Origin of the sequence: Sporofaciens sp. SGI.106 (assembly GCF_050314255.1) — a bacterium.
In the GTDB taxonomy this organism is placed as follows: Bacteria; Bacillota; Clostridia; order Lachnospirales; family Lachnospiraceae; genus Claveliimonas.
The window spans coordinates 21183-46393 of record NZ_JBNPMZ010000002.1 but is presented as its reverse complement, the minus strand read 5'-3'; the positions used below and the strand labels follow the sequence as shown (position 1 = coordinate 46393).

The window sequence follows — 25211 nt, the reverse complement described above, 5'->3', positions numbered from 1 at the left end:
AGGAGTCTTGATTAGGAGAGAGTAGAGATGAAAAGTACAAATGAGAATGGAAGGGATCAATTCCGTACCAAATTCGGGTTTATTGTTGCCTGTATCGGTTCAGCAGTAGGGATGGCAAATATCTGGATGTTCCCGTATCGGACAGGTAAGTTCGGAGGGGCAGCATTTTTAATTCCGTATTTTATTTTTGTAGTACTGCTGGGATTTTCCGGTGTAATCGGGGAGATGGCATTCGGGCGCAGCATGAAGACAGGACCGCTGGGAGCCTTTGCCGGTGCAATGGAACTGCGTTTTGGTAAGAAGGCAAGGCCGGTCGGAAGAGCAGTCGGTATGATTCCGGTTATCGGATCCCTTGGAATTGCAATCGGATATTCTGTGGTCGTAGGATGGGTACTCCGTTATCTGTGGAGTGCACTGTCAGGAAGCCTGATGAAGACGGAGGATTTCGGAGGATTCTTTGGCGGACTGGCTGTGAAGTTTGGAAGTGTGGGCTGGCATATGCTTGCTCTTGGTATTACCTTTGCAATCATGGTGCTTGGCGTAACGAAAGGTATTGAGAAAGTCAATAAGGTTATGATGCCGGTATTTTTCGTGTTTTTCGTTATTCTGATGGTACGTGTTGCTACACTCCCGGGAGCGGTTGAAGGATATAAGTACCTGTTTGTGCCGGATTGGAAGCAGCTTCTGGATGTGAATACATGGGTATATGCTTTGGGGCAGGCTTTCTTTTCATTGTCGCTGGCCGGATCGGGAACGATCGTATATGGAAGCTATCTGAAGAAGGATATTGATATTGTAAGCTGTGCCAAAAATGTGGCATTCTTTGATACCTGTGCAGCATTGCTTGCGGGAATCGTAGTCATTCCTGCCGTATTTGCATTCGGGCTGGATGTGGCCAGTGGCCCGCCGCTGATGTTTATCACATTGCCTGCCGTATTTCAGAAGATGCCATTTGGGCAGATATTTGCGATTATTTTCTTTGTGGCAGTGCTGTCCGCAGCAATTACGTCTCTGATGAACCTGTTTGAGACACCGATTGAGGCGCTGCAGGAGCAGTTCGGGCTTTCCAGAAAGCTGGCAGTTGCAGTGATTGCTCTGATTGGTGCAGGTATCAGTGTACTGATCGAAAGTGGAGATGCAGTATCAGCGTGGATGGATGTAATCTCCATTTATATCATTCCGCTGGGGGCACTTCTGGCAGGAATTATGTTTTTCTGGGTCTGCCCGAAGGGGTTTGCAAGAGAGCAGGCAGAGACGGGGGCACAGAAGCCATTGGGTAAATGGTTTGAACCATTGACCAAGTATGTCTTTGTCGGAATCACATTAATTGTATATGTGCTTGGTATTTTCTTTGGAGGAATCGGCTAAGGGGTTGTCTGGGCAGACAGCCCCTTTTTTTACTGACAAACAGGAAAATTTGGGGTATAATTTAGGAAAGATTTTTCTGACAAAACGAAGGGATGGAGGGATAATATTGAAAAAGAAAAGATTAACAGCATTGTTATTGTCAGTGATATTGTCAGTGATTCCGGCAATCAGCTGTCTGGCGGAAGGTACAGAACCGGTGTCAGAGGCAAATGATTTAACAGACCAGGTTGTAATTTATCATACAAATGATATGCATGGAGCCCTGGAAGAAGGAAGTGGGAAGTTTTCGATAGCGCAGACAGCGGCATTGAAGGAAAATACGGAACATGCATTTCTGGTAGATGCCGGTGATGCCACTCAGGGTGTACCGCTTGCGTCTATTACAAAAGGCAAGGATGTTATCCGACTGATGAATATGGCAGGATATGATGCCATGTGCCTGGGAAATCATGAGTTTGACTATGACATGCAGATACTCCAGGAGAATATCGGGCTTGCGGAGTTTCCAATTCTGGGAGCAAATGCATTATATAACGGGGCTCCCGTCGGACAGACAGACCAGCAGAATGGTGCATATACTATTTTAGAGACGGGTGGACGAAAAATCGGTGTTTTCGGACTGATTACTAAGGATACATCTACCAAGGCCAATCCGGAGGTTGTCGGACAGATAGATTTTACTGATGAAGTAGAGACAGCAAAAGAGCAGATTGATATTCTGGAAGAGCAGGATGTGGATGCGATTATAGCGTTGGGACATCTGGGCAATGAAGGAGGAACCAGCTGTACCAGTGAGGATCTGGCTCAGGCAATGACCGGCGAGTATCAGGGTAAAGTGGATGCAATTATTGACGGACACAGCCATACGATAGAAAATGACGAAGTTAATGATGTGCAGATTGTTCAGACCGGTTATAACATGAGAAGTGTCGGAAAACTTACGCTTCAGTTTACGGATGGGGAAGAAGATGAAGTAACTGTTACGGAAGAGCTTCTTCAGCCGGATGAAAGCTATGCTTCGGATGCGGAGATTCAGGCGCTTCTCTCGCAGATACTGAAAGAACAGGAACAGGAACTGGCTCAGACTATCTGTGAAACAGGTACAGCATTGTGGGGAGGCTGGGTTGAAAATGCAGCTATAAGCCGCAGGGCGCAGTGCAATCTGGGAGAGCTGGCGGCGGAGGCATTCCGTGTTCAGGCAGAGAGAGCGGTTAGTATGTTGTCAGAGGAAGAACGTGCAGAATATCAGGAGGACATTCTCGCAGTAGTAAATGGCGGTGGCGTTCGGGATCAGATACCAAACGGCTATGTCACAAAAAAACATGTACTGACGGTATTTCCTTTTTCTAATACGATGATGGTAAAGGCGGTAACACCGCAGCAGCTCTTTGAGATTCTGGAGTTTTCTGTAAGATCACATTCTGCACAGGATACTGCTACCGGTATGGTGTCCTGTAACGATGATGGGGGCTTTTTACAGACAGCAGGATTTTGTTTTACATATGATCCGGCAAAACCGGAAGGAGAGAAGATTATACGACTGTGGATACCGGGAAATGAGGAAGATATCGAACTTTCACGGGACGACACCGAGAGGAAATATCTGCTGGCAACTAACAGTTTCATAGCTTCAGGAGGAAATGATTACCAAATTTTTGCATCGCTTCCGATTGTTGCAGAAGGAATTGGGGAAGCTGAGGCACTGGAGGCATATCTGACAGAAAATGCGACAGGAGGATTGCTGGAGCCTGGACAGGCATCTATTCATTACGGTGCAATACCGAGGACAGAAGGATATGAGGCTGAGCCTTATACTGCCCGGATACGGATTAAGAATCCGGAGGGGAATCCTCTTGCCGGAACGAAGATTTCTTATTATGTGGATGGAGAGGGAGCATTTGAAGGTGAGACCGACGGGGAGGGATTCCTTGCTATAGAAGGGCTGGAACCCGGAGGACACGGAATCCGTCTTGATAAAGATCAGAGAGAAGTCTATGTGAATAACTATATTGGAATAGGAATCACAGAGGTTGAGAATGTATTCAGTTATCCAGAACTGATATGGACAGGAAAGGAACCGGAAGAGCCGGAGAAGCCGGATGATCCACAAAAGCCTGATCCGCAGAAGCCTTCCGGCGGCAATGCATCAGGAAATACTCCTGTGAAGACTGCCACCGTTAAGACGGGAGACAGTAGCAGAACAATGCTTTGGATGGTTCTGCTCTTCGCGTCAACGGGCATTGGGGGCAGTACTCTTTATAGAAAGAGAAAGAGGGGATAACTCTTTCCACTGACCGGGTTTAAGGTCGGGATCCAGTTGGAAGGAATCAATGGAAATGCGTTTCAGTTCGATCACGCAGCATCCGACGGTTTTCATCATCCGTCGTATCTGCCGTTTCCGTCCTTCTGTAATGGTGATCCTGCCTTTGACGACAGGATGATCCATACGGTTATGTTTTGTTTTTTCCTGAATTTCAGGATGCAGTGAAGACAAAATATCACCAAGTCGGGTGGTATGAGTAACAGTAACCTTTGCGGGGGCTGTAGGAACGGGTGAACCTTTTAGGAGAACCCCTTCCTCCAGCTCTCGTATTTTATTTTCTGTAAGACAGCCAAGAGCTGTGAATTCATAAGTTTTTTTCTTCTGATATCCGGGGTGTGTCATTTCCTGATTCCATACGCCGTCATCGGTAATAAAGAGAAGACCTTCTGTTTCTCTGTCCAGTCGCCCCACAGGGGAAAGAGAATCGTTATGAAGTTCCTGGAAATAGTCCATAACAGTTGGATAACGGTCATCCCGCCTTGCAGTGACACAGCCGAAGGGTTTATTGAACATATAGTAATGATACATGAAAAACTCCTTTGATTATTTTTTGTTCTTAATATAAAATGCCTTCGGAAAAAAGTAAAGGGATTGTGTTTACAATAGATTTTCTTTATAATATTTTTTATTACAAGTATTCTGAAAGAAATGTATTAAAAGGAGGCAGCGTAAAGCGATGAGTCATAATAAAGATGAAGAGCGTAAGAAGGAACAGACCACTCTACCGGAACTTCATACGATCGCATATCCGGAAACCTATAAGGATCAATTGCACAGGGATGGCGCCTCTTCTTTTGCCGGAAAGACGGATCATCCTAATTCCAGGTATTATGTATTCAATGACTATTATAATATGGAGAGTGACGAGACTCTGCATATTCTGACACATTTTGAGACCTATCAGCAGACGACAGAATATACCTGTGGCGCGGCCTGTACTCTGATGGTTCTGAACTGGTTCGGCCAGAAGAAATACCATGAGATAGTGGTGGGAAAACTGATTGAGAGCCAGCCGGAAAAAGGAACGACGGTGGAAAATATTGCAGATTTTTTTGATCTGATAGGCTGGAATGTAGAGCATCATGCCGATACCGAACTTCGGTTTGACAGTCTGAAAAGCTTTGAACAGTCTGTGATCCAGTATATTGACCGGGGGATACCGATCATGGTGGACTGGGTAGACTGGGCAGGCCACTGGCAGATTATTATTGGAATCGATACGTGTGGCACGGACACGCCGTATGATGATGTATTGATTTTTGCCGATCCCTATGATATTACCGATCATTATCAGGATGGATATTATATATTTCCGCTGGGACGATTTTTTGGAATGTGGAGAGAAGGTCCATGTGCGGGAAAAGAGAACCCGTATAAACAACCCTTTGTTGTGGCATTTCCGAAGGAAGATTAATCTTGAGGGAAATTCGAGAAAACGGAGGCAGTGATTCGAGTTGAGTAGGAAATCTTTTATCAAAGACATGAAAACACTATATGGCAAATCAGAAAATGAGCTTCCTGTACAACCGGAAGAAGTATATATGGATGCGCAGCTTGCGGTAGAATTTGCAGGTGAAAAATATGCCGCACGGCTTTGCGGAAGGATATACAGACAAAAGGTTCATTCCGATAAATGGGCAGTACTTTTGCACCCTAATCGACTAACTGGTCTCAGTCTGGCAAATAAAATCGGGTATATCTATTATGAGCTGGGATATAATATTCTCGCGCCTGATATGAGGGGATTCGGGAAGAGTGAGGGACGCCTTGCACTTGGATGTCTGGAAAGTATGGATGTATATGACTGGCTGTGCAGGCTTAATAAAGAGTATGATGCAAAGCATATTGTTGTGCATGGATTGTCATTGGGAGGTGCAGTCGTAAATTTCCTTTCCGGAATTGACCGGTTTATGGAAACGGGACCGGTTGAGGTTCACAGATTGTTTTCATTGTCTGATCTGCATGTGGAAGGATTGATTGTGGACAGCAGTTATGTTGATATGCGAAAGTTTGCCAGCCGGAATTATTTGATTCGGCACGGAACCGGTATGACAAAGGAAAATGTTGACTATTACAGCAATGCTTTAGAAAGTCTTTGTTATGCCACACAGCCTATGCTGGTTATTCACGGAATGAAGGATATGATTGTCTCACCGGATAATGCGGACAAAATTGCGTCATGTCTGAAAATATCTCCAACCGTCTGGAAAGTGGATGGGGAGTGGCATGTTTTTGTGTTGATGGGAAGGCGGATTGAGGAATACACGGAGAAGGTACGGGAATTCGTAGAATCATTGAAATGATTTAGCTAAAATTATGACAGAGAGCGCATTATTATTGACAGTATTGCTGCAAGATTAACCGAAGAAGATAATGCTCTTCGCAACAAAATTATCAACTATATTGTAGATAATCACAAACCATTTGTTCCTGCTGATGAAGCTGAAAAAGCTGCTGTAGAAGTATTGAGAGATAAAAACGCGTTAGCAATTGAAGAGGACGGAAGTGTTTCTTCAATCTATCCGGTATCCGCAAAACCATCCCGTCATTTAGTATCTTTGGCTGACGGACGTACTGTTTACTGTATGTGTGCTATTGACGCTTTGGGATGTGCTTATACATTTGATCAGGACATTGTTATCAACTCTTCCTGCAGCAACAGTGGTGTGGCAATTCGTATTGAAATCAAGGATAAGAAAATTGTCAGCGCATTTCCATGTAAAGACGCTATGCGTATTCTCCATTCTGATTTAAAAGCCAGCAACAGTTGGGCATGCTGCTGCTGTTGTTCCATGCTTTATTTCAAATCTCAGGAAGATTACGATCAGTATGCAAAAGAACATTCAGTTTGCCCGGATTGTTCTTTCTGCCTGGATCTTGAAGAAGCATTTTCTGTAGGACGTATGTTATTCAGTGATAATGAATAGCAGTGCATAATTAAGGAACATCTATCAGTGATTTCGTATTTTTTGTTAAAAGTGAGAAAAATACCGTTTGAACGCTCTCCGCTGCAGGTCAGACCTGCAGCGGTTGAGCGTTCTGCATCTTTTTTCGGCAGGTATCTGCCGGATTTTTTTACTGATGACAGTAGGAAATTCCTTTCTGCAATTCTTTAGTCAAAAATAGGGTTGTTGGCAGTTTGATACGGGCTTTTCCGTCACGACCAATTGTTGCCAGATACTGCACATTGACAGTGCAGCTAAGACAGATGGAATAATTTATTGTAGGAAATATTGCACTGTGTTAAAATATTAATATATGGGAATACTTAGAGGATGCAGTATTATAGAGGAGAGTGAATAATGATATTAAAAAAATTACAGATTTCTAATTTTAAAATGTTTGATGATTTGAGTCTGGATTTTGAAGCAGGATTTAATCTTATACTTGGCGATAATGGTGTTGGGAAAACGACGATACTTGAGGCAGCATCCGTCGCAATATCTGGCTTTCTGGCAGGGATGGAAGATGTTTCCACACGCAATATTTACAAAGATGATGTTCGATACCGGATTGTGAAAGACAGTAATGGAACCCCAAATAAGTCGTACAGCAATAAACCGACAGAAATAGAAAGTACATTGCTTTATGGAGGGGAAAATTATACATGGGTTAGAGCAAAAAAAGATGCTACCGGGGCAAGCAGGACATCAATTAATCCAAAAGACATTTTAAAGATTTCACGAGAGCTTGTAAACAGTACGGAAAATAGAGTTTTGCCACTCATTAGTTATCAAAGTGCTTCAAGGCATTGGGTTACTGCACGAAGTGATGCAAATGAGAAGAAGAGAAAACAACTGCATGACAGACGATGTGGATACTTGGGTTGTTTGAATAGAACCGCCAATTTGCAGATGATTTATGATTGGTGTAAGCAGATGGAATGGAATAGTGTTAAGACAAAACGTATTCCACACAATTACGAAATGTTTGGTAGAATCATTTCGAAATTTATGAACATTATGAATGATGGTACAGCCAGTGAAGTGCTTTTTCATCCTATTGTAGAAAAATTGCTTTATGTAGAAAATGATGAGTATAAAGAGATTGAAGATTTGAGTGCAGGATATCAGTCTATTTTGAATTTAGTAATTGATCTTGCCTATCGCATGTCAATTTTAAATCCAGATGCAGGTGAAAGAATAGCAGAAGTGGAAGGGATTGTTCTGATAGATGAAATAGATTCCAATTTACATCCAAAATGGCAATGGAGGATAGTAGATGCACTTACTAAAACTTTTCCAAATGTCCAATTTATCGCTGCAACACATTCGCCAATTATTGTTTCTTCATGTAAAAATGCACATATCATTAGTATCGACAGTGATCAAAAGCTGTATTATATAAGTGACAGCTATGCGTTTTCCGTAAATGAAATTTTGAAAGATATGCTAGGATATTATATGCGTCCTGCAAAGGTGGAAAATTTGATTGAAGAATTTGAAAAGCGAATGGACAGAGATCAATATAGAGAGGCAAAAGAAATATTGACAGAACTTATAGGTATTCTTGGAGAGGAGCACCCAGAAGTAATTGCTTTAAAGTCGGAATATGAAAGTGAAGCGGAGGAGTAGGATGATATACATTCGGAAGAGAAGGACTCCTGACGAGGTAAAGAAAAAAGTTGAAGAAATAAAAAGAACACCAGATAACGGATACGATGAATTAGAATTGCCGGAAAATACAAAACAACTGAGAAACTTATTTGAACAGATGCCTAAAGATCAAATTCGAAGTGCATTATTTGAAGAACAGCATGGACTATGTGCATACTGCATGAAAAGAATAACTTCTTCGAGTCAGAAAATGAAAATAGAGCATTATGAAGCATTATCGGAGAATAAAGAACTTGCTTTAGATTATCAGAATTATCTTGGTGTTTGTTATGGCGGAGAAAAAGACGGCGATAATAAGTCTCATGTTTTATGCTGTGATGCAGAACGTAAAGATCGAAAGCTGACAATTAATCCATGGAATAAAAGACAGATGGAAGCTATTGGATATTATAGAAGTGGAGAAATTTTCGTAAGGCAGGATGAGGGGTTGGATCCTGAATTAGTAGAAAAAATGCAAAAGGATATAGATAATGTATTGCACTTAAATGGCGAAAAGGACTCGGATGGGAGAATAATAAGGGATACAGCAACTCAATTAATTGCAGGTCGAAGAAGCATATGCGACAGTGTTCATTCTCAGTTTGAACGATGGGATAAAAAACATCAATTAACACCAGAGTTTTTACAGGATAAAATTTTAAAACTTGAGAAGCAGTTGGAAGAAAATAATATTGCAGATGAATACATAGGAGTAAGATTGTACCTGTATAAACGAAAACAGAAAAAGTTAAGGAAACATTTCTCATAGGATAGCAGAGGTAAAATAACAGATGAAGCAGGAAGAAAAACAGGTGCAGTTGCATTTTCGATTTACGGAAAAAGGATTTTTACCGGATGAGCAAGGTGAAGAATATATTGATGAAATCAGGCCTTGGAGAGAGCGGTTTGAGAATGACCGCTGGAAAACGGTATATGCTATAGGTTTTGAAGAGAAGCCTGGGTGGCTGGATGCGGCAGGAGGCTTCCTGTATCAGGTGGCAGACAGATTTCAGCATCAGTTGACTCGACTGCCGGATCTGGAATTGTTGAGAGAAAATACTGAGGTGATTCCGGATGAGGAAACAATAGAGAGGCTTTTGAATTCGGTACCATTTACAGTTGGATCAGAATATGTGACAGAAAACTGGCTGAAAAATGCATTTGAAAAGCTGCAATCAGTCTTTGCAGAAGAAATAGCAGCTTATAAGGGGACGGTGGCTCTTTATCTGGCTGAAAAGAGTCAGAGCCTGCGGGTTCCGGAGCGAATCTTCTTTCATTTAGTGGAAAGTGGGGAAGGAGATTATCCTTTTGCGTTTCTTGCAACATATGCCACGAGGGATGAGAACAAGAAAGTACGACATATGCCGCTTCGGTATGCTTTGACAGAATACGAATCGAAACGGGACAAGCTGTTAGAACTTCTGGCATGTCTGAATCGGGCGTCTGAAGTATCTCCGATAATTGGAGGGTTTGTGGAAAAAGGAGAATTGTTTCATCCCCTCCGATTGACATCGGAAGAAGCTTATCAGATATTGAAAGATGTCCCGCAGATTGAAGAGGCGGGAATTATATGCCGTATTCCTAATTGGTGGAAGAAAAATGCTTATGGCGTTTCTTTGTCTGTAAATCTGGGTGAAGATAAGCCATCGATGATGGGGCTGGATACGATTCTTGGGATGGTACCGCAGCTTGTGATTGACGGTGTGCCATTAACTCCGAAAGAGATTGAGAAATTGCTTCATCAGACGGAAGGGCTTGCCTTTTTAAAAGGAAAATGGATTGAGGTGGATCATGCGAAGCTTCGGAAACTGTTAGATGAAATGGAGAAATACCATGGAAATCTTACACTTATGGAAGCTCTGCGCATGGAGTTAAATGAACAGCATAGAACGGGTGCGGATGTGGGACCGGTTGTTACAAATGGAACGTGGATGACAAAATTACTGCAGGATCTGCGAACGCCGAAAAGAATTCGTTCTGCGGTTGTTCCAAAAACATTTCAGGCTACACTGCGCCCTTATCAGAAAGCCGGTTTTACATGGCTGAATTATATGAATAAACTGAATTTTGGCGCTTGTCTTGCAGATGATATGGGACTTGGAAAAACGGTTCAGGTACTGGCATTTCTGGAGAAGCTCAGAAAGACAGAGAAAAATGCACGGGTTTTGTTGATCGTACCGGCATCCCTGCTTGGAAACTGGCAGAAGGAAACAGAAAAATTTGCTCCGGACATGTCCTATGTGATACTTCATGGAAGCGGGGCAAAGCTGCTTGGAAAGCTGGTTCAGGAAGACAGAAGCTTTCTTACGATTACGACATACGGAATGGCATCAAGGATTGAAGAGCTTGAAAAAATCCAGTGGGATTGTCTGATCCTTGATGAGGCACAGGCAATCAAGAATCCGCTGACCAAGCAGACGAAGAGTATCAAAGCTTTGAAAAGCAAGATGCGGATTGCCATGACGGGTACACCGATTGAGAATGATCTGACCAATCTCTGGTCATTATTTGATTTTCTAAACAAAGGGTTACTGGGTAGCTCGACAGAGTTTCACGAATTTTGCAAACGGCTTGAAACGCACCCCGAAGGTTATGCGAAGCTTAAATCAATGATTGCACCATTTATGCTGCGCCGCGTAAAAACGGATAAAGAGATTATTTCAGATCTGCCGGATAAACTGGAGCAGGTTGATTATGTGGGACTGTCTAAGAAGCAAACGGTGTTATATCGGAAATATGTTGCACAGCTTGCTGACAGCCTGACAGAGCTGAGCGGAATGGAAAGAAGAGGGGTGGTTCTTGCCTCACTTACCAAATTAAAACAAATATGTAATCATCCGGATCAGTATCTTGGAGAAACAGCCTACGACCCGAAAGAAAGCGGAAAATTTGAGATGCTCCGGGAAGTGTGCGAAACCATTTATGAGAAAAGAGAGCGTGTTCTTGTATTTACCCAGTTTAAGGAGATAACTCCGTATCTGGATGAATTTCTCGCCGAAATCTTCCATTGTCATGGATTTGTGCTGCATGGTGGAACACCGGTTGCACGGAGAAATCAGATGGTAGAAGCATTTCAGAGCGAAAAATACATACCATATATGATATTATCTGTAAAAGCAGGAGGAACCGGTTTGAATCTGACAAATGCAAGCCATGTGATTCATTTTGACCGCTGGTGGAATCCGGCAGTAGAGAATCAGGCAACTGATCGGGCATACCGCATTGGTCAGAAAAAGAATGTCGTTGTTCACAAGCTGGTATGTAAAGGAACAATTGAAGAAAAAATCGATGAAATGATAGAATCCAAAAAGGAGCTTGCTGCTAATGTAGTCGGAAGTGGCGGTGAGAGCTGGATTACAGAAATGAGCAATGAGGAACTGTTGTCTGTTCTGTCATTGAATTAGGAGATATTATGAGCAGAAGTTATTGGAGTACTGATGAAAGTTACAGCCAGCCGAAGACGGCACAGCTGCAGAAGAATGCAAAACAGACAATGAAAAAAGAAAAGTCAAAAGGCAAGGTGCTGAATCCTGTTGTGATTCAGGGCCGAAGCATTGTAAAAAGCTGGTGGGGACAAGCCTGGTGTGAGAATCTGGAGAGATATGCAGATTATGAGAGCCGGCTTGAGCGTGGAAAACGATATGTGCGTACTGGTGCGGTTGTGGATCTCAAAATTCAAAAAGGAAAAGTCCTGGCACGTGTTCAGGGAAGAAGAAAAACACCATACAAAATAGAAATAAGAATCAGTCCTCTCTCTGAAGAGCGATGTCAGTGTGTAATTGCACAGTGCGGCAGAAAAATAGAAAATCTGGAGCGCCTTATGAAGGGAGATTTCCCGGAAGAGATGAAAGAAATGTTCCTTGGCAGGCAGGGGCTTTTCCCGGAACCCAGGGAAATCAGCTTCAGCTGCAGTTGCCCGGACTGGGCATTAATGTGTAAGCATGTTGCCGCAGTCTTGTATGGAATCGGAGCCCGGTTCGATGAAAATCCTCTGTTGTTCTTCGAATTGCGGGGAATTGATGTGGATCGTTTTGTAGACGTAACACTGGCAAATCGTGTGGAAAGTATGCTCGCCAATGCAGATACTCCGAGTAAACGGATCATTACCGATGAAAGCTGGGAAGGGTTATTTGGCGTTTTGTAAGGATAAATATAATCACGTAATATGCTTTGCAGTGACACCGCATGTGACACTAACCCCTGCATACATTGCAAAAACAATGAATGCAGGGGTTTTGAGAAACTATTCTGCAAAATCTGACTTTTCAATTTTGCAGGGAATAGATTTCATCGCTACAAATCCTGTAATTGGGTCGTTAAAATCCAGACTTGTAAGTTCGTTTACATTTCCAATCTTCCATGCTGTTGGCATGTATGCACTTCCGCCGCCATGTGGGATGTGAATACAGTGACGGGCCATTTTGCTTAATCTGGCTTTAAATGTTCCTGCTCCGAATGGAGTGGTTACCTGTGTCCAGTCGCCATCTGCGATTCCCAGTTCCTTCGCATCCTCAGGATCAATATCCACATATGGATATGGCTCGATCTTTGCCACTCCCGGAACATTGGCGCCAAATACTCCCATTCTGTGCTTGCTTCTTGCACCGGTTGTCATTATGAATGGAAATTCTGGATTGTTCAATTCCGGAATAGAATGAATGTCTGCATATTCCGGGTAAGGAGCAAATCCATTTTCAGAAAGAAGTGTAGAGCAGATTTCAAATTTTCCGGATGGAGTCGGAAATCCCGGCTGTCCATCAGCTCTAAGAGCACCTGTTTCATATTTCTTATATTCACGCGGTGGTTGTTTTCCGCCTGTGCCAAAATCGCCGGCATAAGGTGGGAGCATCTGGCATAACCATTCTCTGAATTCTTCATCTGTTTCCGGATAGTCATCTCCAACGCCAAGTTTCTTTGCAATTCCGGCTAAGATAAGGGAATCGTCCCTGCATTCGCCAACTGGTTTGATGATTGGTTCGATTAATGTGACTTTTCCATCAGTATTCATGACGGGTTTGTATGTTTCAAACAATGTTACGGATGGGAAAACTACATCGGCAAATCGGCATTCTTCTGTAGGATAACGGTCCACAACGATGAGACAGTTGAGTTTTTTGTATGCCTCGCGCCATTTGTTACTCTCCGGGTAAGTAAGTACCGGAGAACCGCCAACAGAAATTAATGCACGTATCGGGTAAGGATCATCTTCCAATACTGCTTTAGGAAAACGACAGAATTGTCCGCCGCCCATGAACTTATAGAACATTGGAAATTCATCCACGCCAATAGGTTTGTTTTCCGTAGGGAGTGGCCGTTCCTTAAATGTTGGGAGTCCTTTGCCATTGAAGTAGATACCGCCTTCTACGTCGAGTTTTCCGGTGATTGCCCAGAGTACAAAGATTGCACGGTTATTCTGGATTCCACTAAGCTGATACTCAAGACCTGTGTATGCAATCAGAGAAATCTTCTCTGTTGAGCAGAAAATGTCTGTTAACTCACATATAAGTTCGAGGGAAACCCCACAATATCCGGATAACTGTTCTAATGTGAGAGCATCAAGATAGGTCTTGAATTCATGAAATCCCTGTGTATAATTTGCAACAAAATCTTTGTCATAGCGTTCGCTGTCAATGATGAGCTTCAGCATTGCAAGAGCAAGAGCGCCGTCAGAACCCGGAATTATCGGAATCCAGAGGTCAGCCATTTCACCGATTCCGTTCTTACGGGGATCAATAACAATAAGTTTGGCACCTCTTTCTTTGGCAGCTTTAATATTTTTTAGTGCCATCTGAGGACCATCGTCTGATGTAGGGTTTTTACCCCATACGAAAATGTAATCGCTGTTTGGAATATCCTGTACCATCATGCGAGTACTAAATCCGAATGTTGTAATTGGTGTTACCATGCTGGAAGCCATGTTACAGATAGATGAAACGCTGAAATCGTTTGGAGAACCAAGGCGTTTTACTAAGCATGGAGAATCAGGAATTCCGTTAAGGATACGCCCGACAGGTGTTCCGAGAACACCACGTCCGAGGTAAGATGCAATGGAACGTGCACCATACTTCTCAGAAGTTTCTTTTATCAGGTTAGCGGCATGTGTAAGAGCTTCATCCCATGTGGCACGGCGGAATTTTCCTTCGCCTCTTTCGCCATCACGGATCATAGGATATGTTAATCTTTCCGGGCCGTATAGTATTTCCGGAGTTAAGGCACCCCTTACGCATAAACGTCCCTTTGGAGATGTCATATCGGGTTCAACACGTGTGATTTTTCCGTCTTCTACTGTGACATTTACCTGGCATCCGCCCTGGCACATACCACAGATTCTGTTTATAATCATAGATATGTCTCCTTTACAGCAATTATGATCATAAATATTTTTGTAAGTTTTCTACGGGAAAAGTATAACATTAGAGTATAGAAATTGCAAATTCTGGAAAGAGGGCATTTGCCCCCTTTCCTTTTTTAGGAGAAAAAAATATATCGATTAGCTTAATTAGCGCTGTACCCGTCCGTTTCCATCGCTTTCCATCAGAGACAGAACTTCGGTTTCTTCCAAAAAGTTCAGATCTCCGGGGATTGTATGCTTGATCGCAGCAGCGGCAAGTCCGAATTCCAGGGATTTTTCTGCCCCCATTCCGGAGAGAATTCCGTGCAGTACTCCGGAAGCAAAAGCATCACCGCCGCCGACACGGTCGACGATGTGTAGATCATAAACTTTACCCTGATAGAGTCCGTTTTTACTGCAGATTGCGCCTGACCATCCGTTGTCGGAGGCACTGTTGTTTTTGCGGAGTGTAGTAATCAAATATTTGAGGTGATAGGTGTCTAATACCTGGGTCATATGTTCTTCGTCTACGCAGACAGCATAGTCACCATTTATCAGATCCAGATTTCCGTCCGTATAGCCGAGGCATTTGGCAGCATCTCTTGCGTTGCCAAAACAAATATCCACATACTGCATCATTTCGTGTAGCATCTGCTGCTTTTCTGCTATTCCATCTGTCCACAGCTTTGCGCGATAATTTAAATCAAAGGAAACAGTGACACCATGTTCCTTCGCTTTTTTTAAAGCTGCAAGAGTGAGAGCGGCAGTATCATTGCTCAGAACTGGTGTGATTCCGGACACATGGAAGAGGGTGGCATCCCTGAAGATTGCATCAAAATCAAATTCATCGGGTGTTGCTTTGGTGATAGCAGAATCCGCTCTGTCATAGACCACGGAAGATGGTCTTACAGAAGCACCGTTTTCCAAAAAATAAATGCCAAGGCGACTGCCGCCCCGTGCGATATGGCGAGTGTCAACGCCGAATTTCTGAAGTGTGGAAACGGCAGCATTGCCAATAGGGGTGGCCGGTATTTTGGAAACAAATACAGTGTCATGGCCGAGCTGAGCCAGAGAAACAGCAACGTTTGCCTCTGCTCCTCCATAATTAATATCAAAAGACTGTGCCTGAACAAATCTTTCGTATCCCGGAGGGGAGAGGCGCATCATGATTTCACCTAAAGTGATTACTTTAGCCATGTTTATACCTCCCTATATTTTTGAACCAGTTCTACAGCTTCTTTTGTCAATGCGGTGATCTGTTCAAAGTCACCGGCATCAATCAGGGATGATTTTACCATCCAGCTTCCACCGCAGGCGAATATCCGGTCATATTGCAGGTAGCTGCCTACGTTTTGGGGATTCAGTCCGCCGGTAGGCATGAAACGAAGCATGGTATATGGAGCGGCAACTGCTTTGATCATAGAAAGTCCGCCGGAAGGTTCTGCCGGGAAGAATTTTACAATGTCCAGGCCGAACTTAACTGCCTGTGCCATTTCGCTGGGAGTAACAACACCGGGGGTGATGGGTATTTCTTTTTCCTGGCAATAGGCTACGATTTCCGGATCAAATCCCGGAGTGACGATAAATTTTGCACCTGCATTTACTGCGCGGTCAACCTGTTCGATCGTAAGAACCGTGCCGGCGCCGACGATCATTTCCGGAAATTCCTGTGCCATGATTCGAATGGATTCCTCTGCTGCCTCTGTACGGAAGGTAACTTCCGCGCAGGCAAGCCCGCCACTGCAAAGCGCTTTTGCAAGAGGTGCAGCGTCTTTGGCATCATCAAGAACAACAACCGGTACAATTCCAAATTGATGTAATTTTTCTAATGTAGTGTTCATAACAACATCTCCTTCTTATTTCAGCAGTGATTTCATTACTTCATAAGTGCCGTTTGCGCGAATCTGTGTCAGATAATCACAGACGGCAGATTCAAACCCTTCAAGCTTTGTCAGATCCTCGCCCCAGAAATCAATATTTGTACATACAGCATGCACCAGATCTTCGACGGAATCGTCTTTATGAGCTGCATAGAACTCAAGAACAGCCTTATCATCCTTTACTGTGTAAGAATTGCCGGCTCTGTCTGCAGTGAGTCCTTCCTCTGTCAGTGTATGTCCATTGAAGAAGGCAATGTAAAAAGCAAAGGAAGCAGTGATGCATGCAGGAAGTGTTCCTTTACGCTCCATGTAACCTTTCAGTGACGGCATAACGCGGGCTTTCCACTTAGAAGTGGAATTCAGAGAAATTGCCAGTAATGCGTGATCGATGAACGGATTCTTGAAACGTTCGGTTACAGAAGCTGCGAAATCCTTCAATTCTTCTTCCGGCAGATCCAGAGTCGGGATAATCTCATCATAGATGGTCTTATTCATGAATCCGCAGATAACATCATCATGCATGCAATCTCTTACAATGTCCTGTCCTGCAAGATAAGCTCCAAGTACAAAGGAAGTGTGGGCACCGTTTAAGATTCGCACTTTTCTCTGCTTATAAGGTTTGTGATTGTCCGTGATCAGGATCGGAAGACCTGCTTTATCTACCGGAAATTCATCTTTAATTGATTCTGGTCCTTCGATAACCCAGAAGCCAAAGATTTCTCCGGTGTCAATGAGATTATCTTCATATCCCAGGTTTTCACAGATTTCCTTTGCTTCATTTCGAGGATAACCGGTTACAATCCGGTCAACCAGAGTGGAACAGAAGATATTTTCTTTCTGAATCCACGCAGTGAAGTCTTCCCCGAGATTCCACTGCTTCGCATATTTTAATACACATTTTTCCAGTTCTTTTCCGTTGTCGTCAATCAGTTCACAGGCAAGAATGATAAATCCTTTTCCTGCTTCACTTCCAAATTTCTGGAAACGGCGATACAGGAACTGGGTCAGCTTTCCGGGATAGCTGCCTGCAGGAGCATCTGTAAACAGGCAGGACTCATCATAAGCAATGCCGGCCTCTGTTGTGTTACATGCGATAAAGCGGAGCTCCGGATTGTCGGCACATGCAAGAAGGGTTTCATAATCTTCATACGGATTCAGGCAGCGACTCACGCAGGAGATGACACGTTTTTTGTTGACTTCCTTTCCATCCTGGAATCCTCTTAAGAATAAGGTATAAAGTCCTTCCTGTTCGTTAATAAAATTTTTAATTACACTGCCGGAAGAAATCGGCTGACAGAGAACAACTTTGGAGTTGAATCCAGCCTTTTCATTCATAACATCGATAAAATAATCAACAAATGCACGTAAGAAATTTCCTTCTCCAAACTGAAGGACACGCTCCGGCGCCTCTTTTAAAAGATAGCCGTCATAGTTTTGTTCTTCTAAAGTTTTGTAAGATAACTTTTTCATGTTCTATTTCCTTTCTGTTTCAAGATTCGAAAATCGGATCCGTTATAATGTAACACCCTGCTTAAAGATTGCCATATCGTGGAATCCGGCCTCTTCTGATTTTGATTTTCTGCCGGAGGCAATGTCCAGGACAAAGTCCAGAAGATTGTCTGAAAGCTCATCCAGCGGAGTATCATCTACCATGACTCCACAGTTAAAGTCGATCCAGTTTTGTTTTTTGTTTGCCAGTTGATTGTTGGTTGCAATCTTTACGGTTGGTACCGGGCAGGCAAACGGGGTCCCGCGACCGGTGGTAAAGAGTACAATATGTGCGCCGGAAGCAGCAAGAGCAGTAGAAGCAACGAGGTCATTGCCCGGGGCACTTAACAGATTCAGACCCTTGACGCTGATCGGTTCACCATAGGACAGAACGCCTTCTACAGGAGCACTTCCTGATTTCTGGGTGCAGCCGAGAGATTTGTCCTCAAGACTTGAGATCCCGCCCTTTTTGTTTCCCGGAGATGGATTCTCGTAAATGGTCTGATTATGGCTTTTAAAGTAATTCTTAAAATCATTGATTAAATCAACGGTCTGGTCGAAAAGTTCTTTTGTCTCACAGCGGTTCATCAGGGAAACTTCTGCACCAAACATTTCAGGAACCTCGGTCAGGATCGTAGATCCGCCCATGGCAATCAGTTTGTCTGAAAATGCACCGACGGTTGGATTGGCTGTAATACCAGAGAGTCCATCGGAACCACCGCATTTCATACCGATGACAAGTTCGGAGGCGGGAATCGGTTCCCGGGTAAACTGAGAAGCATATGCTGCAAGTTCGCCGACGATCCGGACGCCGTCTGCGATTTCGTCATCACTTTCCTGGGCTACCAGAAAACGTACACGGTCTTTGTCATAGTCACCGATGTATTTTTTTAATTCATCAATATTACTGTTCTCACAGCCAAGACCAAGGACTAATACACCACCTGCGTTAGGATGATTTACCAGGTCCGCAAGAATCTTCCGTGTATTATCCTGATCATCTCCCATCTGTGAACATCCATAAGGATGCGGGAATGCAGCGATGCTTTCTATATTCGGTAAGAGATATTTCTGAGAAGCTTTTTCGATAGCAGTTGCTACATTATTCACACATCCTACCGTGGGAATAATCCAGATTTCATTTCTGACACCTGCACGTCCATCTTTTCTTCGATATCCCTGAAAATACTTTGGCTCACTTTCGGGAAGCCGGGAAACATTCTTGTTATAAGTATAAGTAAGAAGTTCTCCTAAACCTGTTTTCAGGTTGTGAGTGTGGACCCATGAACCGGTAGGGATGTTCGTAGTTGCGTGACCAATCGGATTACCATATTTTATTATGGAATTACCGACTTCTAAATCCTTTAATGCGAATTTATGTCCCTGCGGGATATCTTCTTTTAATATAATGGTTAAATCATCAAGTCCGATGGCAGTTCCTTCCGGAAGCGGCTGAAGAGCAACTGCTACATTGTCTGATGGATTGATTCTTATAAATTTTTTCACTGAATCAGTTTCCTCCTTCTCAAAAATAGTGCATGTAAGAGCTTACATTAAAATTACATCCAACTTGGAAATTCGTCAATAGAAAAAGCAAAGAAACAGAATAATTGGTTAAATTACACAAAAAAGCAAGCGAAAAATTGGTAAAAGGGCGAATAGGATATTGATTGACTTCGCTGAAAATCAGGCATATACTTGAAATATAATGTAAGGGCTTACACAGAAACACGGATACGATAAAGTGAATGGAATCTGAAAGGGGAAGACATGATTAACTTTAAGAAAATTATAAGCAGTACACTATGTATCTGCATGGCAGGAATGCTGGCGACAGGCTGCAGTGGGGATACAGGAGAAACAACGAAAAAACGGATTATCAGGGTCGCACTGTCACAGGCAGAAAGCCATCCGGAATATTCCGGGGCAGTAGCGTTCAGGGATTATATCGAATCTGGAGATTTTTGCTGATGTATATGAAGTGTTCAGTATGCCTTATTTATTTACTTCGGAAGAAGCATATTTTGCAGCGATGAATGATACGGACTATATGGACAAGGTCTATGCGTCAACAGAAGAGACCGGTCTGCAGGTAGTTACCTGGTACAACGTAGGAACGAGAAATTTCTATGCAAAGACGGAAATTGACACACCGGATGATTTAAAAGGACTTAAGATTCGTGTGCAGCAGAGTCCGGCAAGCGTAAAAATGGCGCAGGCATTTGGAGCAGCCGCTTCACCTATGAGTTTTGGAGAAGTCTATACGGCAATTCAGCAGGGAGTCATTGACGGTGCGGAAAATAATGAGCTGGCACTTACGGACAACAAGCACGGAGAGGTTGCAAAATATTTTACTTATTCCAGACATCAGATGATTCCCGATGTTATGATCGCAAATTATAAGTTTTTAAATGGCCTCAGTGATGAGGAACGGGAAATTTTCGAAGAGGCAGCACGTCGTTCTACCGAAGTTGAGCTGGAGGAATGGGAAGAAAAAGTCTAGGCAGCCAAAAAGACGGCACAGGAGGATATGGGTGTTACTTTTATAGAACCGGATATCAGTTTGTTCAAAGAGAAAGTAAAAGATGTTCAGCAGGAAATGCTGGATGCTAATCCGAATATACAGGATCTCTATGATCACATTCAGAAATACAATGCAATGTACGAGGAGGCGGAATAATGGAAGTATTACAAAAAGTGAGAAAAGGGATGGATACACTCGTAGGAGGAATTTGCGTATTCCTTTTTGCTGTCATGGTAGTGGTAGGAACCTATCAGATTGTAACCCGTTTTGTATTTAATAATCCCAGTACCATATCTGAAGAATTATTAACCTATACATTTGCATGGATGGCAATGTTCGCATCTGCATTAGTATTTGGAAAACGAGATCACATGAGAATGACATTTCTTGTTGATAAACTTCCTGATTCAAAGAGAAGAATTCTGGAGATTGGAATAGAAGTTCTGGTTGTGGCATTTGCTGTCATCGTATTGATTTATGGCGGTTTTACCATTATGCAGCTTACCATGACACAGAAGACAGCATCTCTCGGAATTATGATGGGAGTCGTATATTCGGTTGTCCCGGTCTGTGGTATTTTGATTGCAGTCTACGGAATCTTAAATATCATCGATCTTTGCAGCAAAAATGTGAATTCAGCGAAAGAGGAGGTCTAAGGAATGGGTATTGCATTACAATCAGGATTAATAATATTGATTATGCTGGTGATTATGCTGATCGCCGGTGTGCCGATCGCGGTTGCTTTAGGAGTATCGTCCGTATGTGCGATTCTTCCGATTATGAGTATGGATGTAGCTGTACTGACAGGATGCCAGAGAATCTTTTCCGGTATTTCCGTATTCAGTCTGCTTGCGATTCCGTTTTTTATTCTGGCAGGTAATATCATGAATAAAGGTGGTATCGCTGTGAGATTAATTAATCTTGCAAAATTAATTACAGGTCGTGCACCGGGAGCGCTTGCACAGACCAATATACTTGCAAATATGTTGTTTGGCTCCATTTCCGGTTCCGGTACGGCTGCCGCTTCTGCTATGGGATCTATTATCGGACCAATCGAGAAAGACGAAGGCTATGATCCTAATTTCTCAGCTGCTGTAAATATTGCGACTGCACCTACCGGACTTCTGATTCCACCTTCTAATGTTATGATTACATTTTCACTTGTTAGCGGAGGAACATCGGTAGCAGCGCTTTTCATGGCAGGATATATTCCGGGAGCACTCTGGGGACTTGCCTGTATGCTGGTTGTATATTTTATTGCGAAAAAGAACGGGTATCGTGCAAAAGTAAAATTCACGGCAAAAGAGGCCGGAAAGATCATTCTTCAGGCATTGCCATGTTTATTACTGATCTTGATTGTTATCGGCGGTATTGTATTCGGTGTATTTACGGCAACAGAAGGTTCTGTAGTAGCTGTAGTTTATAGCTTATGCCTGTCACTTTTTGTTTACAAGTCCATTACCATAAAAGAAATTCCTCAGATTTTAAGGGAGAGTGCCGAGATGACAGGAATCATTATTTTCCTGATTGGTGTGTCCAGTATCATGTCATGGGTAATGGCATTTACAAATATTCCTACACTGGTATCCAATGCACTGCTTGCAATCAGCAGCAATAAATATGTGATTCTGTTCCTGATCAATATCATACTTCTGGTTGTTGGTACCTTCATGGATATGACACCGGCCTGTCTGATCTTTACGCCAATCTTCCTTCCGGTATGTACTGCCCTTGGAATGAATACCATTCATTTTGGTATCATGATGATCTTTAACCTGTGTATCGGAACGATCACACCTCCGGTTGGAACGACACTGTTCGTTGGTGTTAAAGTAGGAAAGGTCAAGATTGAGACGGTAATCAAACAATTACTGATTTATTTTGCAGCAATTTTTGTTGTATTGATGCTTGTAACCTATATCCCGACACTCAGCTTATGGCTGCCGAAGATGATGGGATATATCAGTTGAGGGATGGCTCCCGCCTCTGTAGGCTGTGAGCAGCAATTATGTATCAGTGGCGGGTCTTGAATTAAAAATCTAATATAAAGGAGAACAGAAAATGAAGGCTTTTATGGACAAAGATTTTTTGTTGTCAACAGAGACAGCAAAGAAGTTATATCATGATTATGCAGAGCAGATGCCGATTCTGGATTATCACTGTCATATCAATCCGCAGGAGATCGCGGAGGACAGAAAATTTGAAAATATTACTCAGGTGTGGCTTGGCGGAGATCATTATAAATGGCGTCAGATGCGCTCTAACGGAGTAGATGAGTATTATATTACAGGAGGAGCAAGTGACCGCGAAAAATTCCAGAAATGGGCAGAGACACTGGAGATGGCAATCGGCAATCCACTGTATCACTGGAGCCACCTGGAGTTGCAGAGATATTTTGGATATACGGGTCATCTCTGTGGGGATACAGCGGAAGAAGTGTGGAATCTCTGTAATGAGAAACTTCAGCAGGATGATATGACGGTCAGAAATATTATCCGCAGATCCAATGTGAAATTAATCTGTACAACGGATGATCCGGTGGACGATCTGAAATGGCATAAAATGATTGCGGAAGACGATTCCTTTGATGTGCAGGTGCTGCCTGCATGGAGACCGGATAAGGCGATGAATGTGGAAAAACCGGAATATTCCGATTATATCAGAACGTTATCTGAAGTCAGTGGTATAGAAGTAAAGAGCTTTGCTGCTCTTAAGGAAGCACTTCTTAAGAGAATGGATTTCTTCGCATCTATGGGATGCAGTGTATCTGACCATGCGCTGGAGTATGTTATGTATGTACCGGCATCTGAGGAAAAGGTAGAAGAGATTTTTAGTAAAGGTCTGAGCGGAGAAAGTATTTCCAGGGAAGAAGAAATGATGTTTAAGACGGCTTTCATGCAGTTTGTGGGAAAGGCGTATCATGAGAAAAACTGGGTAATGCAGATCCATTACGGATGTAAGAGAGATAACAATAAACTGATGTATGACCGCCTGGGACCGGATACAGGATATGACTGTATTAATAACTATGCACCGAGTGCTCAGACGGCAGACTTTTTGAATTCACTGATTGCAACGGATGAGCTCCCGAAAACAATTCTGTATTCTCTGAATCCAAATGATAATGAAGCAATCGGAACGATGATTGGATGCTTCCAGGGAACAGAGGCGGCAGGAAAAATTCAGCAGGGAAGTGCATGGTGGTTCAATGACCACAAGCAGGGAATGACAGCGCAGATGACATCACTTGCGAACCTGGGACTTCTTGGAAACTTCATCGGTATGCTGACAGATTCCAGAAGCTTTCTGTCCTACACCAGGCACGAATATTTCCGCAGAATTATGTGCGAACTGATTGGCGGCTGGGTAGAAAATGGAGAATATCCGGAAGATTACAAAGTATTAGAGAAAATCGTGTGTGGAATTTCCTACAACAATGCTGTGAAATACTTTGGATTTGACCTGTAAAATTATTGGTGCTATAGTATTTTCATAAGAATGATTTTGAGAAAATATTTTTCGACGTGTGTATTTTCTCAGAATCAGGAAGAGAGGATAGAACCATTAATATTTATGATATTGCCAGACTTTCCGGAGTTTCCATTGCAACCGTATCCAGAGTTGTGAATGGAAGCCCGAAAGTCAGTCCAAAGACAAAGGAAAAGGTCCTTGCGGTTATGCGGGAACATGAGTATACACCGAATGTATTTGCAAGAGGTTTAGGTCTGGATTCCATGAAGACAGTGGGAATCATATGCCCCAATATTTCTGATCAATATATGGCGAAAGCGGTTGCATATCTGGAAGATAATCTGCATCAGTATGGATATGACTGTATCCTGGGGTGCAGCGGTTATGAACAGAAAGAACGGGAAGACTATGTGAAGCTGATGTTGTCTAAGAGAATTGACACACTGGTTTTGGTAGGCTCCAGTTATGCGGGAAATGGAAAGAGTGAATTCGATACAGACTACATTCGTGAGGCGGCTGAATCTACACCGGTATTTATGATTAATGGACGGGTAGAGGGAGAGAATATTTATTGCGCGTGTGCGGATGATTATCATGCCGTCTATGACGTGACACGAAAATTAATCGGACGCGGGAAAAAGCAGATTCTCTTTATGTATGATTCAGATTCTTTTAGTGCCAGACAGAAGATGGCCGGTTATGATGCTGCATTGTCTGAAGCCGGATATCCGGTACGGGGGGAACTGAAATTCCGGACCAGGAATGATATTGAATACACGAGAGATATGCTGCTGGCCTATAAGAACCTGGAGTTTGACAGTGTTGTCGCAACAGACGATGGAATTGCCGTGGGAGCACTGAAATATGCACGGGTCAAAGGAATCCGGGTTCCGGAGGAATTATCCATTGCAGGATATAATGATTCGATTCTTGCAATCGGATGTGAACCGGAGATGACATCCATAGACAGTAAACTGGAAGTCCTCTGCAGGACGACGATTGACCATATGATCTGTCTTCTTGAGAGGGGTGGGCAAATAGATACTTATGTGAGTGTGCCCTGTGAAATTGTGAAAAGGTGTACGACTGACTTTTAGGTATTATAACGATGTATATTATTGAATAATATGATCTTTATGGGCAAAGAAATTTGGAAGAATTTTTTGCCCATTTTGTTGTTGGGAGAGGAAAACTATTAGACTTGTAAAAGAAGGTGGAGTTTTATGACAAA

General features: G+C 43.0%; 19 protein-coding genes and 1 pseudogene. 14 read left to right on the top strand and 6 right to left on the bottom strand.

Annotation, left to right across the window (positions count from 1 at the left end; genetic code table 11):
* Positions 1 to 27 precede the first annotated feature (27 nt).
* On the top strand, positions 28 to 1368 hold the full coding sequence (locus ACQRCC_RS01940; protein ID WP_427849132.1) for a sodium-dependent transporter: 1341 nt from the start codon (positions 28 to 30) through the stop codon (positions 1366 to 1368).
* A gap of 106 nt (positions 1369 to 1474) precedes the next feature.
* Entirely contained in the window at positions 1475 to 3649 is a 2175-nt protein-coding gene (locus ACQRCC_RS01935) for a bifunctional metallophosphatase/5'-nucleotidase (RefSeq protein WP_427849131.1), read from the top strand.
* Here the strand turns inward: ACQRCC_RS01935 and ACQRCC_RS01930 are convergent.
* Positions 3599 to 4219: a pseudouridine synthase gene (locus tag ACQRCC_RS01930; protein WP_427849130.1), complete on the bottom strand. Its 621-nt coding sequence runs from the start codon at positions 4217 to 4219 to the stop codon at positions 3599 to 3601. The two genes, ACQRCC_RS01935 and ACQRCC_RS01930, sit on opposite strands and share 51 nt — an antisense overlap.
* 148 nt (positions 4220 to 4367) lie before the next feature.
* Here ACQRCC_RS01930 and ACQRCC_RS01925 point away from each other — a divergent pair, with 148 nt between their 5' ends.
* From ACQRCC_RS01925 to ACQRCC_RS01895, 7 genes are all read left to right on the top strand, one after another.
* The gene (locus tag ACQRCC_RS01925; RefSeq protein ID WP_427849129.1) at positions 4368 to 5105 is read left to right on the top strand and encodes a C39 family peptidase; all 738 of its coding nucleotides are present in this window, start codon (positions 4368 to 4370) and stop codon (positions 5103 to 5105) included.
* Between the two features lie 40 nt (positions 5106 to 5145).
* Positions 5146 to 5994, top strand: coding sequence for an alpha/beta hydrolase (locus ACQRCC_RS01920; RefSeq protein ID WP_427849128.1), 849 nt, complete (start codon positions 5146 to 5148; stop codon positions 5992 to 5994).
* Between the two features lie 162 nt (positions 5995 to 6156).
* Positions 6157 to 6618 (top strand): alkylmercury lyase family protein, encoded by a 462-nt coding sequence (locus ACQRCC_RS01915; RefSeq protein ID WP_427849127.1) that lies wholly within the window; start codon positions 6157 to 6159, stop codon positions 6616 to 6618.
* A 375-nt stretch (positions 6619 to 6993) separates the two neighbouring features.
* A complete protein-coding gene (locus tag ACQRCC_RS01910; protein ID WP_427849126.1) occupies positions 6994 to 8265 on the top strand; it encodes an AAA family ATPase in 1272 nt (423 codons plus the stop codon).
* A gap of 1 nt (position 8266) precedes the next feature.
* Complete coding sequence (locus tag ACQRCC_RS01905) at positions 8267 to 9055, top strand: retron system putative HNH endonuclease (protein WP_427849125.1); 789 nt, start codon at positions 8267 to 8269, stop codon at positions 9053 to 9055.
* A gap of 22 nt (positions 9056 to 9077) precedes the next feature.
* Complete coding sequence (locus ACQRCC_RS01900; protein WP_427849124.1) at positions 9078 to 11690, top strand: DEAD/DEAH box helicase; 2613 nt, start codon at positions 9078 to 9080, stop codon at positions 11688 to 11690.
* A gap of 8 nt (positions 11691 to 11698) precedes the next feature.
* A complete protein-coding gene (locus ACQRCC_RS01895) occupies positions 11699 to 12430 on the top strand; it encodes an SWIM zinc finger family protein (protein WP_427849123.1) in 732 nt (243 codons plus the stop codon).
* A gap of 99 nt (positions 12431 to 12529) precedes the next feature.
* Here the strand turns inward: ACQRCC_RS01895 and ACQRCC_RS01890 are convergent, their stop codons facing one another.
* From ACQRCC_RS01890 to ACQRCC_RS01870, 5 genes are all read right to left on the bottom strand, one after another.
* A complete protein-coding gene (locus ACQRCC_RS01890) occupies positions 12530 to 14629 on the bottom strand; it encodes a molybdopterin-containing oxidoreductase family protein (protein ID WP_427849122.1) in 2100 nt (699 codons plus the stop codon).
* 156 nt (positions 14630 to 14785) lie between these two features.
* Positions 14786 to 15814, bottom strand: coding sequence for a PfkB family carbohydrate kinase (locus tag ACQRCC_RS01885; RefSeq protein WP_427849121.1), 1029 nt, complete (start codon positions 15812 to 15814; stop codon positions 14786 to 14788).
* 2 nt (positions 15815 to 15816) lie between these two features.
* The gene (locus ACQRCC_RS01880; protein WP_427849120.1) at positions 15817 to 16458 is read right to left on the bottom strand and encodes a bifunctional 4-hydroxy-2-oxoglutarate aldolase/2-dehydro-3-deoxy-phosphogluconate aldolase; all 642 of its coding nucleotides are present in this window, start codon (positions 16456 to 16458) and stop codon (positions 15817 to 15819) included.
* A 15-nt stretch (positions 16459 to 16473) separates the two neighbouring features.
* Positions 16474 to 17967, bottom strand: coding sequence for a tagaturonate reductase (locus tag ACQRCC_RS01875; protein ID WP_427849119.1), 1494 nt, complete (start codon positions 17965 to 17967; stop codon positions 16474 to 16476).
* A gap of 42 nt (positions 17968 to 18009) precedes the next feature.
* The gene (locus ACQRCC_RS01870; protein ID WP_427849118.1) at positions 18010 to 19491 is read right to left on the bottom strand and encodes a UxaA family hydrolase; all 1482 of its coding nucleotides are present in this window, start codon (positions 19489 to 19491) and stop codon (positions 18010 to 18012) included.
* 264 nt (positions 19492 to 19755) lie between these two features.
* Here ACQRCC_RS01870 and dctP point away from each other — a divergent pair.
* From dctP to ACQRCC_RS01845, 5 genes and pseudogenes are all read left to right on the top strand, one after another.
* Positions 19756 to 20665: pseudogene (gene dctP / locus ACQRCC_RS01865) on the top strand (TRAP transporter substrate-binding protein DctP).
* On the top strand, positions 20665 to 21165 hold the full coding sequence (locus tag ACQRCC_RS01860; RefSeq protein ID WP_427849117.1) for a TRAP transporter small permease: 501 nt from the start codon (positions 20665 to 20667) through the stop codon (positions 21163 to 21165). The pseudogene dctP and the gene ACQRCC_RS01860 overlap by 1 nt, the downstream one beginning before the upstream one ends.
* 3 nt (positions 21166 to 21168) lie before the next feature.
* Positions 21169 to 22479, top strand: coding sequence for a TRAP transporter large permease (locus ACQRCC_RS01855; RefSeq protein ID WP_427849116.1), 1311 nt, complete (start codon positions 21169 to 21171; stop codon positions 22477 to 22479).
* 91 nt (positions 22480 to 22570) lie between these two features.
* Positions 22571 to 23977 (top strand): glucuronate isomerase, encoded by a 1407-nt coding sequence (gene uxaC / locus ACQRCC_RS01850; RefSeq protein WP_427849115.1) that lies wholly within the window; start codon positions 22571 to 22573, stop codon positions 23975 to 23977.
* A gap of 95 nt (positions 23978 to 24072) precedes the next feature.
* Positions 24073 to 25077, top strand: a complete 1005-nt coding sequence (locus ACQRCC_RS01845; protein ID WP_427849336.1) for a LacI family DNA-binding transcriptional regulator — start codon at positions 24073 to 24075, stop codon at positions 25075 to 25077.
* Positions 25078 to 25211: the final 134 nt, after the last annotated feature.

Coding starts and splice junctions, on each gene's coding strand:
- ACQRCC_RS01895 (WP_427849123.1), top strand. CDS start 11,699: ATGAGCAGAAGTTATTGGAGTACTGATGAAAGTTACAGCCAGCCGAAG.
- ACQRCC_RS01905 (WP_427849125.1), top strand. CDS start 8,267: ATGATATACATTCGGAAGAGAAGGACTCCTGACGAGGTAAAGAAAAAA.
- ACQRCC_RS01855 (WP_427849116.1), top strand. CDS start 21,169: ATGGGTATTGCATTACAATCAGGATTAATAATATTGATTATGCTGGTG.
- ACQRCC_RS01875 (WP_427849119.1), bottom strand. CDS start 17,967: ATGAAAAAGTTATCTTACAAAACTTTAGAAGAACAAAACTATGACGGC.
- ACQRCC_RS01900 (WP_427849124.1), top strand. CDS start 9,078: ATGAAGCAGGAAGAAAAACAGGTGCAGTTGCATTTTCGATTTACGGAA.
- ACQRCC_RS01890 (WP_427849122.1), bottom strand. CDS start 14,629: ATGATTATAAACAGAATCTGTGGTATGTGCCAGGGCGGATGCCAGGTA.
- ACQRCC_RS01925 (WP_427849129.1), top strand. CDS start 4,368: ATGAGTCATAATAAAGATGAAGAGCGTAAGAAGGAACAGACCACTCTA.
- ACQRCC_RS01940 (WP_427849132.1), top strand. CDS start 28: ATGAAAAGTACAAATGAGAATGGAAGGGATCAATTCCGTACCAAATTC.
- ACQRCC_RS01930 (WP_427849130.1), bottom strand. CDS start 4,219: ATGTATCATTACTATATGTTCAATAAACCCTTCGGCTGTGTCACTGCA.
- ACQRCC_RS01910 (WP_427849126.1), top strand. CDS start 6,994: ATGATATTAAAAAAATTACAGATTTCTAATTTTAAAATGTTTGATGAT.
- ACQRCC_RS01880 (WP_427849120.1), bottom strand. CDS start 16,458: ATGAACACTACATTAGAAAAATTACATCAATTTGGAATTGTACCGGTT.
- uxaC (WP_427849115.1), top strand. CDS start 22,571: ATGAAGGCTTTTATGGACAAAGATTTTTTGTTGTCAACAGAGACAGCA.
- ACQRCC_RS01885 (WP_427849121.1), bottom strand. CDS start 15,814: ATGGCTAAAGTAATCACTTTAGGTGAAATCATGATGCGCCTCTCCCCT.
- ACQRCC_RS01860 (WP_427849117.1), top strand. CDS start 20,665: ATGGAAGTATTACAAAAAGTGAGAAAAGGGATGGATACACTCGTAGGA.